Genomic DNA, 15,777 nt, shown 5'->3' with positions numbered 1-15,777 from the left:
AGTTTGAAAACCGACAGATTGCAAAATGCTACCCCGAATGTTAATCTATAAATGTTATATAAATGATATACAGACATTTGGAGGAAGGAAGAATCCTATGCTTAGAATAGCTATATGCGATGATGAGACAGATTCGAGAGACTCGCTCAGAATACAGTTGGAGAAGATAATAAACAGTGAGTCGGAGGATATTGTCTATGAGTTCCTTTCCGGAGAAAGGACAGTAAGTTTTCTGAAAAAGCACCCCGGAGAAATCGATCTCTTATTTCTCGATGTGGAAATGAGTGGAATCAATGGCATGAAAACAGCTGGGAATATACGGGAATTCGATAAAAGTCTTATGATTGTATTCGTGACTGGGTACGCAGATTACGTGTTTGACGGTTATCAGATAGGCGCACTGGACTATCTGATGAAGCCTGTTACCATAGAAAAGCTTTTGCCGGTTTATAAAAGAGTGCGTGAACTTTTACTTCAAAATGAAGGGGCAAACTTTGTGCTTAAAAATACAGAAGGACTGTACCGGTTCCCCTATGAAGATATTCTCTATTTTTACAGCGATAGAAGGCTTGTGAATCTGGTGACGGCGAAGGGTAGTTATCCTTTTTATGGGAAGCTGGATGTCATTGAAGAAAAAGTCGGGGTAAGCTTTGTGAGAATTCATCAGAGATACTTGGTAAATGAGATAAAAGTAAGGCATATCGGAAACAGCTCCATTATAATATCGGGGGTCGGAGGTGAAACCGCAGAACTTCCGGTCAGCCGGGCGCTGAAAGAAGCAGCTACTGAAAAATTAGCCAGGGCCATGCTAAGGGGATAACAAGATGGAACATGTCACATTTATCATTAAGTTTATATTATTATTTATAGGAACATCTACCATTAACTTTCTGACAATCGTACGGCTTTTGAAGGTAAAAAGAAAGTGGTGGGCAAAAGCAGTTTTGTTTGTGATTACTTGTTTGATTTCCGGCATGATTATCTATATATCGGATTGGGGCAATCTGCCACTTACTTTTCTGATTTTTATGGCAGGAATAATGGTTTCCTCTGAAGGTTCTTTGACAGAAAAAATGACTATCGGTCTTATGATATCAAGCACCATATTTTCCGGCAATGCCATTATTGATAATTTTTTGACAATGCATATCGACGGCAAATCAGAATTTCGTTTGCTGATGGCAATCTTATTATATCTGGAAATCAGAGTTTTCGCGCCAGTCAGAAAAAGTGATTTATCTCCTTCCATGTGGAAGTTACTGCTGCTTTTGACAGCCACCCCTATCGGTATTGTCTTAAGCGTTATCCTTTTATCTGAGTATCAGACTAATTTTATGGAAAACAAAAATTTATATTTTACTCTTTTGCTTATAGCGCTATTTTCTTTTGCGGGACTTTTATGGACCTTTACGATGCTATCAAAGCAGAGAAGTCTGGAACAGCAAATCATGTATGAAGAGATCAATCGAAAGTATTATGATGCAATGAAACAGCAGCACTTCGAGATACGAAGACTAAAGCATGATATGGCGAACCATCTTCATACCCTGTCCGCATTGCCATCAGATAGAAAAGATGTATACATTCAGGAGTTACTTGAAAATGATGCGGTTACCAAGGCATTAATCTATTGCGGCGACCCTACAGTTAATGCCGTATTAACTGTAAAGGAAGAGAAAATGAAAAAGGATAACATACATTTTAACGCAAAAGTGGAGATACCTGGAGAACTGCCGCTCAATAAGGCAGACGTTTGTGCACTGTTTGCCAATGCGCTGGATAATGCAATAGAAGCATGCAATAATATTTCGGATGAAAGCAGATATATTATTCTGGAAAGTCACTGGCAAAAGGGCATGTTCGTTCTTTCTATGAAGAATCCCACGACAAATATCGTAGTAGACGGAAATATCCCCATAACCACGAAGCTTGATGTCAAAAATCATGGCATCGGCCTGGCAAGTATTCAGGAGATTGTAAAACAGCAGAATGGAAATATCCAAATCAAGACGGAAGGCAATTTATTTGATTTATTCTTGTATTTTCCGGTATAGTCGCAAAAATACATAAACAAGCATTTTCAACATAAAATTAGTCCCCCGACTGCTTAGCTAATGAAAAACTAGGATTTCGGAATCAAATACTTCCCATTATATCCCTTATTTGTTATATAACTTTTCTTAATTAAAACCAGTAAAACACCTCCGCTGATTATCAAAAGAAATGAAAGAATCTGAGACACCCGTATTTCTCCAAATAAGTAAAGGCTGTCTGTTCTTAATCCCTCAATAAAAAACCTGGCCGATCCATAACCGATAAGATAAGTTGATAGCAATACCCCGTCCTTTTTAGTTTTTCCGGAAATAATAAGCACAATTATAAGCAACAATAAATTACACATACTCTCATAAAAAAAAGTGGCCTGATGCCATTCCGACACCGCATCAATATATACTCCATAGGGGAAAAACCGAAGCTTTGGATTCATGATAATTGCACCATATGCTTCCTGATTCATGAAATTGCCCCATCGTCCAATTGCCTGTCCTAATATTAAACTAGGTATCGCTAAATCGATCAATTTAAAAATCGGAAATTTATTAATCCTGCAAAAAACTACTGCGCATAAAAAGCCTCCGATCACGCCACCATAAATAGCCAGTCCGCCTTCTCTGATTGCAAATATCTTTAATGGGTTATTCAAATACTTCTCCAATTCAAAAAACACAAAGTATAAACGAGCACAAATAATAGCAATTGGAAGCGCAATTAGAATAAAATCAAAAATCAAATCCGATTTGTATCCATTTTTCTTCGCCCTGTAATCAGCAATAAATACCCCCAACAACATAGCAAATCCAATAATCACTCCATACCAGGCTATATTAAAGCCCTCAATTCCAAACAAATCTTCCACTGCAAATCTATTCAACTTATCCTCCAACCTTACCATTTCTAAAAAATCATGAATACTGTTTCATTCAACCTACTTGTAAAAACTATTATAACCACATTTCCCACCGTTTGACAAGGTTTTACCATTATCATAATAGTTTTTATCAACTTTTCTTCAAAGGCAGGTGATATTCTGCGATATTTTACAACAATTCAAAAATGCGTAAAAGGAGCCGGAAAAACATCGTTTTCCGGCTCCTTAGATTTATTTCTCAATGTGAGATCAATTTCCCATCTGCTTTGCAACTTCCTCTGCAAAATTCTCTTCCTTCTTCTCAAGACCCTCGCCCGTCTCAAAACGAACGAACTTCTTCAGTGAAAGATTGGCACCGTTCTCCTTAGCAACCTGCGCAACATACTGAGCAACGGTTTGTTTTCCGTCATCAGCTTTTACATAGGTCTGCTCTAAGAGGCATACCTCTTTCAGTTCTTTGTTCAGACGTCCTAATACTGCGCCTTCGATAACCTTCTCCGGTTTACCGGCCATTTTCGGATCCTGAGCGATCTGAGCTGCAATGATTTCTTTCTCGTGTGCTTTGTATTCTTCTGAAACCTCTTCAGTAGATACATATTTCGGGGAAAGTGCAGCAACCTGCATAGCGAGGTTCGTAAGAGCTTCCTTTACCGCATCGTTCACAACATCCGTAGTTGCTTCTACGATAACGCCGATTCTTCCGCCGCCATGTACGTAAGTTACTACACAGCCGTTCTCAGCTACCACTTTTTCAAATCTTCTGATATTCAAATTCTCGCCGATAACAGAAACCTTTTCTACCAACGCTTCTTTTACCGTCTTAGAAGAATCCTCTTTCCACGCCTCAGTCATAAAGGCGTCAATATCTGCCGCATTGGATGCTACTGCCTGCTCTGCAACATTCTCAACGAACTTCTGGAAGTCTTCGTTCTTTGCAACAAAATCCGTCTCGGAATTAACTTCAACAACCGCCGCACATTTGTCGCCGTCCGTAGCTACGCGACAAAGTCCTTCAGCCGCAATTCTTCCAGCTTTCTTCTCAGCCTTAGCCTGACCATTCTTTCTTAAATATTCTATGGAAGCTTCCATATCGCCGTTGTTCTCGGTAAGCGCCTTTTTACAGTCCATCATACCTGCACCGGTCAATTCTCTTAATTCTTTTACCATTCCTGCCGTGATGCTCATTTAAATAACCATTCCTTTCTTCGCACTATTCTATACTATGGCTTATTCTGCCGCAATTTCTTCAATATCGGTTGCTTCTGTAGCCTCAGCAGTCATTTCTTCAGCCACTTCTGTGAAAGCTTCCTCTCCCTGATTAGCTTCAATTACAGCATCAGCCATCTTGGAAACGATTAATTTTACGGCTCTGATAGCATCGTCATTTCCCGGGATGATATAATCAAGTTCTTCCGGATCGCTGTTCGTATCGCCGATTCCAATCAACGTAATGCCCAATGTATGAGCTTCCTGCACACAGATTCTTTCCTTCTTAGGGTCTACTACGAAAATAGCATCGGGAATTCTTGTCATATCTTTGATTCCACCCAGATTCTTCTCTAACTTCTCCCACTCTTTCTTGAGTGCAATAACTTCTTTCTTAGGAAGAACATCGAAAGTTCCGTCCTGGGACATCTGCTCGATCTTCTTTAATCTGTCAATTCTGCTGCGAATCGTCTTGAAGTTGGTGAGCATGCCGCCTAACCATCTCTCATTTACATAGAACATTCCGCAACGCTCTGCTTCCGATTTAACGGCATCCTGTGCCTGCTTTTTCGTACCAACAAAAAGAATTGTCCCGCCCTGAGTTGCGATATCAAATACCGCTTTGTAAGCTTCATCTACCTTGCCTACAGACTTCTGTAAGTCAATGATGTGGATACCATTTCTCTCCGTAAAGATGTAAGGAGCCATCTTAGGGTTCCATCTTCTCGTCTGATGTCCGAAATGAACACCTGCCTCTAATAACTGTTTCATTGAAATAACGCTCATGTTTCTACCTCCATTTGGTTAATTTGCTTCCGCATATCTTATACTCCATTGCCTACCTTAAGCGTCAAAAGCACCGACAATGAATGGATACACGTGTTTTTTAGTCACAACATTCGAATTATAACATAACAAAAACCCTTCTGACAAGGGCTTTTGAATAATTTGCTGAAATTATTGTATTAATTTTTATGGCACTGCATTCTCTATCTTTCCGCCCGTAATAATTGTTGCGATGTCCTCTTCGGAAGCTCCGGAAGGTATTTTATATTCTGCCGCGACGATCTTCCTGTCATACCCATTATTTAGTAAATACGTATCGAAGTCATCCGCTGATGAAATCAAATCGATTTCTACAAGCCTTTTGCATATACTATAGGGAGCTTCTCCTTTCTTCACGGAGAAAATCGTAGGCTCGGGTTCCTCCGCCTCCACATCCACTGTGCCGGCAGCCTCGTCCTCCAAAGCTCTGTCAGAATCAGCTTTAGCCGTATCAGTGTCCAAATCGCTCAAAGTATCTTTCAAGTCCGCCGCATCATCAGCTTCTTTTCCTGCCTCATCCATAGACAGAATTTCCTGCTCCTTTACAGCAGCCTTCGTCCCTGCATTATCCACCTCATTATCAGTGCTTTCCTGCACATCTCCCTCTTTAACCTCTTCGGTATACTCCGTCAGGACTTTATTCTCCACCATGCCGAGAGCCCTCGCCCTCGTTATTATTTCCTCGTTCGTAAGCGCTTCTCTTTTTCCGCCCGTCGCAAGTCCCATAATAACAGCGGTAATGATTATGCCCAAGCCAAGCCCTCTCAAATAATATTTCAAATTCATATCCGTTCCTGCCCGTCCTACTTTCGGCCTGCGTGCTTTAAGCCTGCTCAAATAAATCGATGACCAGCTTCACCTCTCCGACACCGAGTCCTAATTCCTTCGCTATCGCAGTTTGGGATTTTCCTTCCTTGTGCAGACTCAATATTTTTTCGTTACTGTTTCTGACCGTTTCTTCTTTGCCACCATGCTCAGACTTAGCCGGCTCACTCTTTACTTCGACCTCACCGCCTACAACCTTCGTTTTCACCGCATCCGCAGCTTTGCGTCTGCCGCTCTTTTTAACAGTCACCTTCTCCGGAGCAATGGGTACGAACACTTCTGCTTCGCTTTCCACCTTTTTCTCGGCCACAGTTTCTTCTTTAGGAAATTTTGCCGCTGCAGGAACAGATTTTTTCTCTGCCTTGCTTATTTCTTCCTCAGGCTGCTTTACCACTTGCTTTATTTCCTTCGCGACCTTACCGGCTTCACTTACAGTATTCACAAGGTTTTCGTGCTTATCGTTGAGCATGTCATACAAAAAAATTACTTCATTATGATTCTTATTAATATTTTCCAGTACAAGATCCGAGTATTCGTTGACTGCCATGATTTTCTCATTTGCCAGCCGCTCCATACTGCGCTCCGTTTTCTCCATGGAATATGTGACCGTCTCATCGACGATATCGCCGATACGCTTCTTGGCCTCTTCCACTTCTTTTTCTACCAGTTCTTTTATTTGTCCTTTATCTATCTGCGGCTCTTTTTTCTCCGTTTTCTCCTTCCAAACAGGCAAAACAAAGCTCAATACCAAAATGATACCGCCAATAATAAGAAGAACAATTTCCGCTGTAATCATAGATTGTCTTCTCCTAAATCTTTATATCAAACCGACTCATATTTTTAATCATAACCTTCCCGTCAGGACCGCCCTTCTTTTCCTCATCCTTTTTACGGTGCTGTCCTCCGTCGCCTGAATATTCGCCATTCCCCTTATCCTTGGCATCAAAGCGCTTGTTTTGCTTTTCGGTATTCTCCCCTTGATGCACCTGCGTCATACGATCATCCACAACTTTGCTGAAGTGTTTCTGGAAATTGCTCTGATCGACCATTCCTTTATTGTCTTCATTGTGCTTTATCGTAGTATAATCCTGCGCACGGGTTATCTGTCCCTGCAACTCAATACGGCTAATCGACATCGTTATGACCTCCTTTTTCACTAAAGTGCCGTCATTTTTACCTCGCCATCCATTTTAATGAATTTGCAATACTGCATTTCATTCTTAATTATCATGGATAAATCACCTATACAAACACGGGTTCCTCCGTATACCACACCAGTCACGTTGACACATGCTCCCGACATATTACCGATAAACTCCTGAAGCCCATCCATTTCCGCCGTCTTTTCTTCTATCTCCTTCGTCTTCTCCTTGCTTAAGAAAATCAAAGACTTCATGTACTGTATTTGTTCCGGAGACAGCTTTACTCCCTTCGCCAACTTCTGCTGCGTGGACGTTAGTATCGGCTGAACCGATTTAACTACCTTTGTCGCCTCCAGGATTTCCTTTTGTAACTCTTGAATACGGGTCTTCGTGGTAGGATTGGCGCCTACCTCTACTATGGTATCCACACCCATCGGAGATCCCAACGTCTTTACAGTTATCGCATTCGTAGCGCATACCCGTCCGCCCGTTATAAAGCCTCGTTTTCCGCTTACCGTCACCTCAGTTCCTGCTTGCACCGTACTGTGCAGAATAGATTCTGAAGACACATATCCACCTGCCGTCGCCGTGGTATTCTCCATATACTTCGCAACGATATTTCCCCTCGCCCGCAGTATTCCCCGATTCATACCGTTCATACCTCTGGCAATGGTGATATCACCGTCAGCCTCTAGATAAGCGCCCTCTACCACCCCTTGAACCTCGATGTTTCCTTTTGATTTCACCGAGAAATTTGCACATACATTTCCTCTGACTTGAATACTTCCATCATATTCTATATTTCCCGTGGCGTTATCCACATTATCGACAGATAAGACGTCGGAAACGAACACCTTCTCATCCACTAAGGTAACATGCCCGTCCACCTCAGAAATCATGCTGAGCTTGTCCTCAGAGAGCGTGACATTTCTGCTGTATTTCAGCATCTTTTTCTTTACATCCCGCGGCTTCAGCCTCTCTCCCATCAGATTGGTGCCAGATTCCCCCATGTCTTCAGGAAACAGCCTGGCAATCACATCACCCTTATGACAATGATTGATTGTATTTAGATTAAAAAAATCTACGCTTCCATCATCTTTCAATGTAGGTTTTACTTTTAAGTCTGTATTAAAATAGTATTCTATATAAGCGTCTGTCCCGTGACGGGGCTCTTTTCCCCTCGCAACGATGATATCTTCACAATAACGTCTGTTTTCAAAGTACTTGCTTATTTCTTCTTCCTGTATTCCGAATTTTATCCCTTTAAAGCCAAGATCGTCGATAAATTCGCTTTTAGTCATCTTTCCGCCGTTTACAGAAGGAGGATAAAAACGAACGGTAGCCGTCATTTTATCCGAACTCACCATCAGTTTGTAGCTCTCACGTTCTTCCATGTGCGCCACACTATTAATAATTATCACATAAGGCTCCTGTTTTCCAATGACAGAATGCAGTGCCTGATTATCATATACGATATTTCTGCTCGATAAATATTCTACAATTTCCCCTAAATTAACTGGCTCTCCGGCGTTTGTCGGTGGAAATACTTGTAATCTCGTTATACCTTCTTCACAAATAAGTTGAAAATATCCATTCATAATAAGCTAACCCCACTAACTCATAGTCAATATTCCTATGTAGTTCCCCATTTTGGTTTTCATTTTCTGCAAACCCCGCGTATGCAGTTGCGAAATTCTCGACTCTGACACTTCCAATATACTGCTTATCTCTTTCAGCGTTAATTCCTCATAATAATATAATTCAATCACTCTGCGTTCTTTTTCCGTAAGCAGACCTAGTGCCTCTCCTAATACCACCTTTAACTCTGCTTTTTCAATCACCTCTTCCGGACTGTAAAAATGTGAATTTTTATTATTTTCGGAAGGCACCTCGCTTCCCTGTTCCATGAACTCGTTCAGAGATACCACATTCGTAATCTTCATCTGCGACTGCCACTCACCGTACTCCGTCTCGGAAATTCCAAGGGACACCGCAATCTCCTCTTCTGTCGCATTTCTTCCGTGTATTGCCTCGATTTCTTTTATCGCATTCTCAACCTTCTTCTGGCGCTGCCTTATCGTTCTGGGTATCCAGTCCATCTTGCGTATCTGATCGAGAATTGCTCCCCGAATGCGCAGACTGGCATAAGTCTCAAATTTGACCTCCTTCATACTGTCAAATTTATCGATGGCATCTATCAATCCGAAAATACCGTAACCGACCAAGTCATCGTATTCAACGTTATACCCCAAATACATGCTGAGTCTGCCTGCTACCAGCTTTACGAGCGGAGCATATTCCAAGATAAGTTTCTCGCGTACTTCAGTTGACTTTCCTCTCCCGTATTCCTCCCACATCTTTTTTCTGCCTGCTTCGTCCATACTCTCCTCCAGTTACCCTTAAGATTGCCTTCTCTATGAGTCCACCTGTCCTTCTTCCTCCGCTGCTTCTTGTATCTGCTCCTGTGCTTCCTCCGGTGCCTCAGGCACCACATTCTGCTTATCGAAAACATCCAGCATCCATTTCAGCAAACAGCCTATTATGTAGAAAATGACCAATACTCCAAGTAAAATGGAAAGCATAGTCCTGGTTTCATAGTGAAGCGCCCACATAGTAATACTGGTTATCGCGCCTGCAAACAGCATCAAAAAAGGTGGTATTAATTTCCTTCTCATTGCCGTTACCCCTCTTTTCTTCTGTTTCTTATATTACTCTCTGCTCCTTACCAACCGCACGAATTACAAAATCGCCCGTCTCCGGATAAAATATAACCGTCCTTCCATAACTGTCGCCGGTATCCTGTGCCAAAACCGGTATTTTTAGCTCTGCCAGCTTTTTCTTCGTCGCTTCTACATTCCTGTCTCCAATACGCACCATATCCGATTTATTTTGAAAAGCGAACATCTGTGCCCCTCCTGCTATTTTCGCCACAAGACGGCTTTGATTCGCGCCTTTTGCGACAATCTGGCGTACCAGCTCGATAATTCCTGTATCCGCGAACTTAGGAACATTGCTGTTGTTTTTTATCTGCGTGCTGTCTGGCAGCATGATATGCGCCAATCCTCCTATTTTAGTTATGGGGTCTCGAATTGCGATTCCAACACAAGACCCCAAGCCTAAAGTTGTAACGACATCCGGACTCACGCATATTTTAAGATCCGCCATTCCGACTTTTATTGTTTCACTCATATCTCTTCCGAGTCTCCTATTTTTCTTTGGTACAAACTGTCCTCACACAATTCCAAGAGAAGACAATATCTTTCCGTAAGACTCCAAATCAGGAATAAGGATAAAATAACCATCCAATTGAATCTCATCAAAAAACTGCGTCTGTATTAATAGGATTTTATCTCCCAAAGTTCCGAATTCGATTGCCGGAACGCTTAAAATAGCACCTGCCATATCTATTGCTAAGGACGGAATCGTAGGATAAATACATAACCCGGTAAGTGAGGATAGGGAATTCAGATAAGAACCTGTTATAATATTTCCTACCTCCTGCAGTGCCGACATCTCCATTTCCGAAAAGTCTTCACCTTCCAAGTGCATTCCCATAAGCTTGCTTACCAAATGCCTGGCCGAATCCTTCTCCAGCAAAAACATAATGCTTCCCGTAATATCTCCATCTACGCCCAGATAGATTCCTGCCATAATCTGCTCCTCACCGCCCATAAGGGTAGCGACATCCTGAAACTCCAGAAGCCTGACCTGCGGCACTGACATATCGACCTTACATTGCAGCATTTGTGCCAAAGCAGTTGTTGCATTTCCAGCTCCGATATTTCCCAATTCCTTTAATACGTCGTAATACTCCTGAGACATAGTCTCCAAATCCAGATTAGCCACAAGAAACCTCCTATGCGTTCTCTTTATCCAAAACAACCATGTTTAAATCGAGAAGGGATATCAACCCTCCGTCCTCGTATTTACCAATGGCGAAGATAAAGTTTTCCCGCTCTTCTTTGCTGTCATATGCTACCTTTTCGATCTGAGAGTTATCCAATGTTACTACTTCCTTCACTTCATCCACGATGATTCCGATGTTTCCCTGCTGTTCCAGCTTTAATATGATGATTCTCGTAGCTTTCGTATATTCATCCAGTTCCAAATCCATCTTTACGCGTATGCTCATAACAGGAATCACTTCGCCTCTAAGGTTAATAACGCCCCTTAAATATTCCTGCACCTTAGGAACTCGCGTAATATGCTGCATGCGCACAATGTTGTCCACATATTTGATATTTATGCCATATTGCTCCTCACCCAGTCTCACTACAATGAACTGAGTGGTCTCATTTTCTAAACCGACTTTTAATTCTTCCATTTGTTATTCCTCCTTAAAACAACGCATTCGTATCGAGAATCAGTGCAACTTCACCGTCGCCTAAAATAGTGGCTCCGCTGATTACTTTACATTTCGTAATATATCTGCCCAAAGACTTGATAACGATTTCCTGCTGTCCCATAAGTTCATCTACTACAAGGCCTGCCATCCGACTGCCCTTCTTAACGATGACCACTGTCATGTTATCTTCAGGGTTTTTCTTGCTCGTGACATCGAGCACGCCGCTCAGCCTTATAAGCGGAATAACGATTCCTCTCAAATGGATTACTTCTTTATTCTGTACCGTCTTGATTTCACTCGGCGAAATATCCTCGATAGTCTGTATGGAACCGAGGGAAACCGCATATTTCTCGCCGCCCACGTCTACCATCAAAGCCTGAATAATAGCTAATGTCAGCGGAAGGCGAATCGTCCATGTGCTTCCTGCACCCAGCTTGCTCTTAACCTCTACCTCGCCGCTAAGCGCTTCGATCTTGGATTTTACCACATCCAGACCAACGCCTCTGCCCGATACGTCGGACACTACCTCCGATGTGGAGAAGCCTGCATGGAACAGAAGGTTCATAATCTCCGGCTCGGACATATTCTCGCCCTGATCCGCAGTAATAATTCCCCTGCTTACCGCCTTATTCTTTACCATTTCAGTATTGATCCCGGCACCGTCATCCCGCACCTCGATCACTACATTATTACCATCCTGATAAGCGTCTAAGAAAATAGAGCCTACCTCCGGCTTGCCATTTTCCTTACGGATCTGAGCCGTTTCCAACCCGTGGTCCGCGGCATTACGCAGCAAATGCATCAAAGGATCGCCAATTTCGTCCACTACGGTACGGTCTAACTCCGTCTCCTCGCCAGACATGTACAATTCCATCTTTTTATCCAATTTCTTAGACAAATCGCGAATCATTCTCGGGAACTTATTTACAACGCTTTCGATAGGAACCATACGCACCTTCATAACGGATTCATGAAGATTCGTCGTTACACTTTCCAGATATTCAATCTGCTCATTGAAGCTGGAGTTATTTCCTCTTTCTCCACCGGAAGCAGATACTAAGGAGTTCTTCGCTATAATGAGCTCGCTCACCAGATTCATGAGCACGTCCAGTTTCTCTATATCCACACGGACCGTTCTGTTTACTACAGGCTTCGATACCTGAGTTTTCTTCTCTGCCGTTTTTGTGCTGCCTGCCATCTGCTGCAGCGCTTGTCTTTCTGAGGAAACAGTTTCCACGCTTCCGGTCTTTTCAGAAGCCATAGGCAAATCCATTTCCATGCTGTCGCTTCCAGACACATATGCCAATTTTTCTTTATCGATTATGGAGCCTTGCACATCTTCGATTTCCGAAACATGCTTAATCGCATCCACTACTCTCTCAAGCGGGCTGTCAGAAATGAAAACCAAGCTAAATTCGAGATCAAATCGTTCATCTTCAATGTCCTGAACCGGCGGATCGGATACGATGATTTCTCCCAGTTCTTCTAATGACTTGAATACAAGAAATGCTCTCGCCGCCTTCAGTATGCAAGTTTCCTGAACCTTTACAGTAATTCCGTATACATTCTTACCCTGTCTAAGCGCTTCGTTCAGTACGCGCTTTTGTGTATCGTCAAAAGCGATATCATGAACAACAATCTGCTTTGATACATTGTCAGTGGAACTATCTTGTCTTTTCTCTGCCTTAGAAGCAGCTTCACCATCACTTCCTTTGCTTTCCAATACTTCATTGAGAAGCTTAATAAGCGCCGCGTTGTCGTTAGTTCCCTCATCGCCGGATGCCTGAATCGCATTCAAATATTCCTCCAGCGCATCCAGACATTTGAAAAGGATATCGATCATATTCCCTTTCACCTTGATTGTGCCATTACGCACCTCTGAAAATACATTTTCCATATCATGAGTGAGCGCCTGCATCCTCTTATAGCCCATGGTTCCTGCCATACCCTTTAAGGAATGCGCTGCCCTGAATATTTCATTGATCGTATCCGCGTTCTCCGGATCCTGCTCAAGATTTAATATTTCAGTATTCAAGCTCTGTAAATGTTCTTTTGTTTCATCAAGGAAAATTTCGAGATATTGGCTTACGTCCATTTTAAATTACCCCCACGTTCGTGATTATTTCCTGCGCAATGCGTTCAAGAGGAACTATTTGATTGGAAAGCCCGGCATTCACTATATTCTTAGGCATTCCATATACCGCACAGCTCTCTTCCTCCTGCGCAATGACATGTGTTTTCTTTTGTTTTTTCAGATAAGTGATTCCCTTCGTTCCATCAGCGCCCATTCCTGTCATAACTACACATACTACTTCGCCATACCGGCTTTCCGACAGCGATTCATACATATAGTTAGCGCACGGCTTTACGCCCTCTCTATTCGGTTCGTCCGTATAATATACCACATGACGGTTCCCCGAATAACGGATGTTGAGATGCTTTCCGCCTTTGGCAATATAAACGCTCCCTGCCGCCAGAACATCTCCTTCACTGGCTTCCTTTACATTTAACTCACTCAGCGTATTTAACCGTTCCGCCAAAGATGCCGTAAATCCAGGCGGCATATGCTGCACGATAACTATCGGAGCGTTCAACTTTGCCGGCAACTTCGTAATCACTGCCTGTAAAGCTTTCGGTCCGCCGGTAGAACTGGCGATCGCCACGATCTTACCGCCCGGTACCTGACCTATACTCATGTTCATAAGCTCCACTATCCTTTTTCGGCTCTGCTTTTCACTTGGAATCTTTTACCTATAATGATTATATCATAGACCGCCCTTCTCATGAGTGCAAAGTCATCAATAGTCATCATTTTTCGGTATTTTATGTCAAATTATGAAAAGCAGCCTGAATCTATAGATTTTCACCTTTCTTCCTCAAGTTCTTTCTTTCTTCACCGAAAATAAATCGAATGATTTCTTCCCGCACATCTTTATCGATATTCATATACTGTACCCGATGCTCGTATACTTCCTGGCGATTCTCCACCTCTTTCACGCTGAGAACTTTTCCAGTCAATTCGTATACTCTGGTACCATTCTCCGTATCCAACTGATATTTGCAAAGCAGCATGCTGCCCGCTTCATATTTAAAATCTGCCACAAAGCGCAACCCGCCTCCGCTGATATCCACGATGATACTTTTTTTAAGCGGCAGCCCCGGAGTATTGAACTCCTTCTTATCCCTTTTTTCCAAAGCCTTTATCTCGTCCGGCTCAAGAACTCTGGAATTCATCTCCAGTGCACAACTGAACCTGAAATATTCCCGCCTCTGATCCCTCCTTAAATCACTGATCAAATCCATAGTCAAAAGATAAGTGCTATTTTTCTTATTTCTGTTGACTACCTTCGCACGGCATCGGTAAACACTGTCCGTCAAATAAAAATACAAATCGAATTCACTGCCTATCGAAAGTAGAATAATCTTCGTCTTTTCCATAGGCATCACAACTTCTATTCGGTCCTCAGAAAGAACGTCATACACATGACTTTGATAGATTCGAGCCTCAGTCTCATCTTCTTTCCCTTTTTTCTTTCGCGTCTCCCTTATATCAACTCTATTCCCCGGTATCACATATTTCGATAATATTTTACCTGCCATGATTCACCATCTCTTTGCCTATTTATCTCTTTCCTAATATATGAGAAAAAATTGCCGCCATTCCCCGCATGCTTGTATTCTTATTCATTTCTTTATTCATCAGCTTAGCCGCTATTTCCTCATAAGCTAACGCTGATTTCGCACCCGGATTTTCCAAGGATACTGGCTTTTGCTGCATTACCGCCTTGGAAAGTTGTCCGTCCTCCGGTATCTCCCCTAAATATTCCATAGGAGTTCTGAGATAATTCTTTACAACAGAATACAACTTGTTATAAAGATTCTCACCCTCTCCTGTTTTTCTCACTCTGTTGGCAATCATCCTGACCTTCGTTTCTTCCTTGGAGAAATCAGGATGTCTGCAAAGCGCCTTTAACAGTGAATAGGAGTCTGTGATGGAAGTCGGCTCCGGAGTAGTGATCAGTAAAATTTCTTGACTCGCCACAAGAAATTCCAGTACCGCATCGGAAATACCCGCTCCCGTGTCAATGATGATCGTATCCGCGAGTGAATCCAACTCCGCAAGATTCTGAATAATATAAGACAGGTTATCTTTAGTAATGTTAGACAATGCCGCAACTCCTGAACCTCCGGAAATGAATCCCACTTCCATCGGCCCCCGTGTAATGATTTCCTTGATATTTTTCCCCTGATATATCAAATCGCTCAAATTGTGCTTTGGCACCGTTCCAAACATAATTTCGATATTCGCAAGTCCAAAATCAGCATCGAGTATAATCACTTTCTGCCCCATCTTACGGAACTGAATTGCTAAATTAATGGACGTATTGGATTTACCGACTCCCCCTTTTCCGCTGGTAACTGTGATGACGCGAGCCAAAGGTCTTTGTGGATGACTGTTGGCCTTAATAATGTTCCTTAACTGTTCAGCCTGATCCATAATCCTG

Annotated in this window: 18 protein-coding genes; 2 read left to right on the top strand and 16 right to left on the bottom strand. The window is 42.4% G+C overall.

All coding sequences use genetic code 11. From position 1 onward, the window contains the following. Positions 1–97: 97 nt before the first annotated feature. Entirely contained in the window at positions 98–820 is a 723-nt protein-coding gene (locus tag V6984_RS10335) for a LytTR family DNA-binding domain-containing protein (RefSeq protein ID WP_342759701.1), read from the top strand. A 4-nt stretch (positions 821–824) separates the two neighbouring features. Beyond that, positions 825–2,054, top strand: a complete 1,230-nt coding sequence (locus V6984_RS10330; RefSeq protein WP_342759700.1) for a GHKL domain-containing protein — start codon at positions 825–827, stop codon at positions 2,052–2,054. 68 nt (positions 2,055–2,122) lie between these two features. Here V6984_RS10330 and lgt read toward each other — a convergent pair whose 3' ends face one another. The 16 genes from lgt to V6984_RS10250 all read right to left on the bottom strand — a co-directional run bounded on the left by lgt (position 2,123) and on the right by V6984_RS10250 (position 15,770). Continuing rightward, complete coding sequence (gene lgt, locus V6984_RS10325) at positions 2,123–2,932, bottom strand: prolipoprotein diacylglyceryl transferase (RefSeq protein WP_342759699.1); 810 nt, start codon at positions 2,930–2,932, stop codon at positions 2,123–2,125. A 246-nt stretch (positions 2,933–3,178) separates the two neighbouring features. Continuing rightward, positions 3,179–4,114, bottom strand: coding sequence for a translation elongation factor Ts (gene tsf / locus V6984_RS10320; RefSeq protein ID WP_342759698.1), 936 nt, complete (start codon positions 4,112–4,114; stop codon positions 3,179–3,181). 42 nt (positions 4,115–4,156) lie between these two features. Next, the gene (gene rpsB, locus V6984_RS10315) at positions 4,157–4,921 is read right to left on the bottom strand and encodes a 30S ribosomal protein S2 (protein WP_342759697.1); all 765 of its coding nucleotides are present in this window, start codon (positions 4,919–4,921) and stop codon (positions 4,157–4,159) included. 186 nt (positions 4,922–5,107) lie between these two features. Then, positions 5,108–5,746, bottom strand: coding sequence for a hypothetical protein (locus V6984_RS10310; RefSeq protein WP_342759696.1), 639 nt, complete (start codon positions 5,744–5,746; stop codon positions 5,108–5,110). A 37-nt stretch (positions 5,747–5,783) separates the two neighbouring features. Next, a complete protein-coding gene (locus V6984_RS10305; RefSeq protein ID WP_342759695.1) occupies positions 5,784–6,581 on the bottom strand; it encodes a DUF6115 domain-containing protein in 798 nt (265 codons plus the stop codon). A 13-nt stretch (positions 6,582–6,594) separates the two neighbouring features. Further along, positions 6,595–6,921 (bottom strand): hypothetical protein, encoded by a 327-nt coding sequence (locus V6984_RS10300; protein WP_342759694.1) that lies wholly within the window; start codon positions 6,919–6,921, stop codon positions 6,595–6,597. Positions 6,922–6,941: 20 nt separating this feature from the next. Beyond that, positions 6,942–8,525 (bottom strand): FapA family protein, encoded by a 1,584-nt coding sequence (locus V6984_RS10295; RefSeq protein ID WP_342759693.1) that lies wholly within the window; start codon positions 8,523–8,525, stop codon positions 6,942–6,944. Positions 8,526–8,540: 15 nt separating this feature from the next. Next, positions 8,541–9,308: a FliA/WhiG family RNA polymerase sigma factor gene (locus V6984_RS10290; RefSeq protein WP_342759692.1), complete on the bottom strand. Its 768-nt coding sequence runs from the start codon at positions 9,306–9,308 to the stop codon at positions 8,541–8,543. A 33-nt stretch (positions 9,309–9,341) separates the two neighbouring features. Beyond that, positions 9,342–9,602, bottom strand: coding sequence for a hypothetical protein (locus tag V6984_RS10285; protein WP_342759691.1), 261 nt, complete (start codon positions 9,600–9,602; stop codon positions 9,342–9,344). A gap of 28 nt (positions 9,603–9,630) precedes the next feature. Further along, complete coding sequence (locus V6984_RS10280) at positions 9,631–10,116, bottom strand: chemotaxis protein CheD (RefSeq protein ID WP_342759690.1); 486 nt, start codon at positions 10,114–10,116, stop codon at positions 9,631–9,633. A gap of 42 nt (positions 10,117–10,158) precedes the next feature. Further along, complete coding sequence (locus V6984_RS10275; protein WP_342759689.1) at positions 10,159–10,773, bottom strand: chemotaxis protein CheC; 615 nt, start codon at positions 10,771–10,773, stop codon at positions 10,159–10,161. A gap of 10 nt (positions 10,774–10,783) precedes the next feature. Continuing rightward, positions 10,784–11,251: a chemotaxis protein CheW gene (locus tag V6984_RS10270; protein ID WP_342759688.1), complete on the bottom strand. Its 468-nt coding sequence runs from the start codon at positions 11,249–11,251 to the stop codon at positions 10,784–10,786. A 13-nt stretch (positions 11,252–11,264) separates the two neighbouring features. Then, entirely contained in the window at positions 11,265–13,367 is a 2,103-nt protein-coding gene (locus V6984_RS10265; protein WP_342759687.1) for a chemotaxis protein CheA, read from the bottom strand. Between the two features lies 1 nt (position 13,368). Then, the gene (locus V6984_RS10260) at positions 13,369–13,968 is read right to left on the bottom strand and encodes a CheB methylesterase domain-containing protein (RefSeq protein ID WP_342759686.1); all 600 of its coding nucleotides are present in this window, start codon (positions 13,966–13,968) and stop codon (positions 13,369–13,371) included. 157 nt (positions 13,969–14,125) lie between these two features. Beyond that, positions 14,126–14,872, bottom strand: coding sequence for a flagellar brake protein (locus V6984_RS10255; protein WP_342759685.1), 747 nt, complete (start codon positions 14,870–14,872; stop codon positions 14,126–14,128). Between the two features lie 22 nt (positions 14,873–14,894). Further along, positions 14,895–15,770, bottom strand: coding sequence for a MinD/ParA family protein (locus V6984_RS10250; protein ID WP_342759684.1), 876 nt, complete (start codon positions 15,768–15,770; stop codon positions 14,895–14,897). Between the last annotated feature and the right edge of the window lie 7 nt (positions 15,771–15,777).

Source organism: Kineothrix sp. IPX-CK (genome assembly GCF_039134705.1).
Taxonomy (GTDB): domain Bacteria; phylum Bacillota; class Clostridia; order Lachnospirales; family Lachnospiraceae; genus Kineothrix; species Kineothrix sedimenti.
Note: the sequence above shows the minus strand (reverse complement) of the source record. Positions and strands in the feature narration are given on the sequence as shown.

Excerpts from the sequence above, each read along its gene's own strand:
- V6984_RS10335 (WP_342759701.1), top strand. The coding sequence starts at position 98 with ATGCTTAGAATAGCTATATGCGATGATGAGACAGATTCGAGAGACTCG.
- V6984_RS10330 (WP_342759700.1), top strand. The coding sequence starts at position 825 with ATGGAACATGTCACATTTATCATTAAGTTTATATTATTATTTATAGGA.
- tsf (WP_342759698.1), bottom strand. The coding sequence starts at position 4,114 with ATGAGCATCACGGCAGGAATGGTAAAAGAATTAAGAGAATTGACCGGT.
- rpsB (WP_342759697.1), bottom strand. The coding sequence starts at position 4,921 with ATGAGCGTTATTTCAATGAAACAGTTATTAGAGGCAGGTGTTCATTTC.
- V6984_RS10310 (WP_342759696.1), bottom strand. The coding sequence starts at position 5,746 with ATGAATTTGAAATATTATTTGAGAGGGCTTGGCTTGGGCATAATCATT.
- V6984_RS10305 (WP_342759695.1), bottom strand. The coding sequence starts at position 6,581 with ATGATTACAGCGGAAATTGTTCTTCTTATTATTGGCGGTATCATTTTG.
- V6984_RS10300 (WP_342759694.1), bottom strand. The coding sequence starts at position 6,921 with ATGTCGATTAGCCGTATTGAGTTGCAGGGACAGATAACCCGTGCGCAG.
- V6984_RS10295 (WP_342759693.1), bottom strand. The coding sequence starts at position 8,525 with ATGAATGGATATTTTCAACTTATTTGTGAAGAAGGTATAACGAGATTA.
- V6984_RS10290 (WP_342759692.1), bottom strand. The coding sequence starts at position 9,308 with ATGGACGAAGCAGGCAGAAAAAAGATGTGGGAGGAATACGGGAGAGGA.
- V6984_RS10285 (WP_342759691.1), bottom strand. The coding sequence starts at position 9,602 with ATGAGAAGGAAATTAATACCACCTTTTTTGATGCTGTTTGCAGGCGCG.
- V6984_RS10280 (WP_342759690.1), bottom strand. The coding sequence starts at position 10,116 with ATGAGTGAAACAATAAAAGTCGGAATGGCGGATCTTAAAATATGCGTG.
- V6984_RS10270 (WP_342759688.1), bottom strand. The coding sequence starts at position 11,251 with ATGGAAGAATTAAAAGTCGGTTTAGAAAATGAGACCACTCAGTTCATT.
- V6984_RS10265 (WP_342759687.1), bottom strand. The coding sequence starts at position 13,367 with ATGGACGTAAGCCAATATCTCGAAATTTTCCTTGATGAAACAAAAGAA.
- V6984_RS10260 (WP_342759686.1), bottom strand. The coding sequence starts at position 13,968 with ATGAGTATAGGTCAGGTACCGGGCGGTAAGATCGTGGCGATCGCCAGT.
- V6984_RS10255 (WP_342759685.1), bottom strand. The coding sequence starts at position 14,872 with ATGGCAGGTAAAATATTATCGAAATATGTGATACCGGGGAATAGAGTT.
- V6984_RS10250 (WP_342759684.1), bottom strand. The coding sequence starts at position 15,770 with ATGGATCAGGCTGAACAGTTAAGGAACATTATTAAGGCCAACAGTCAT.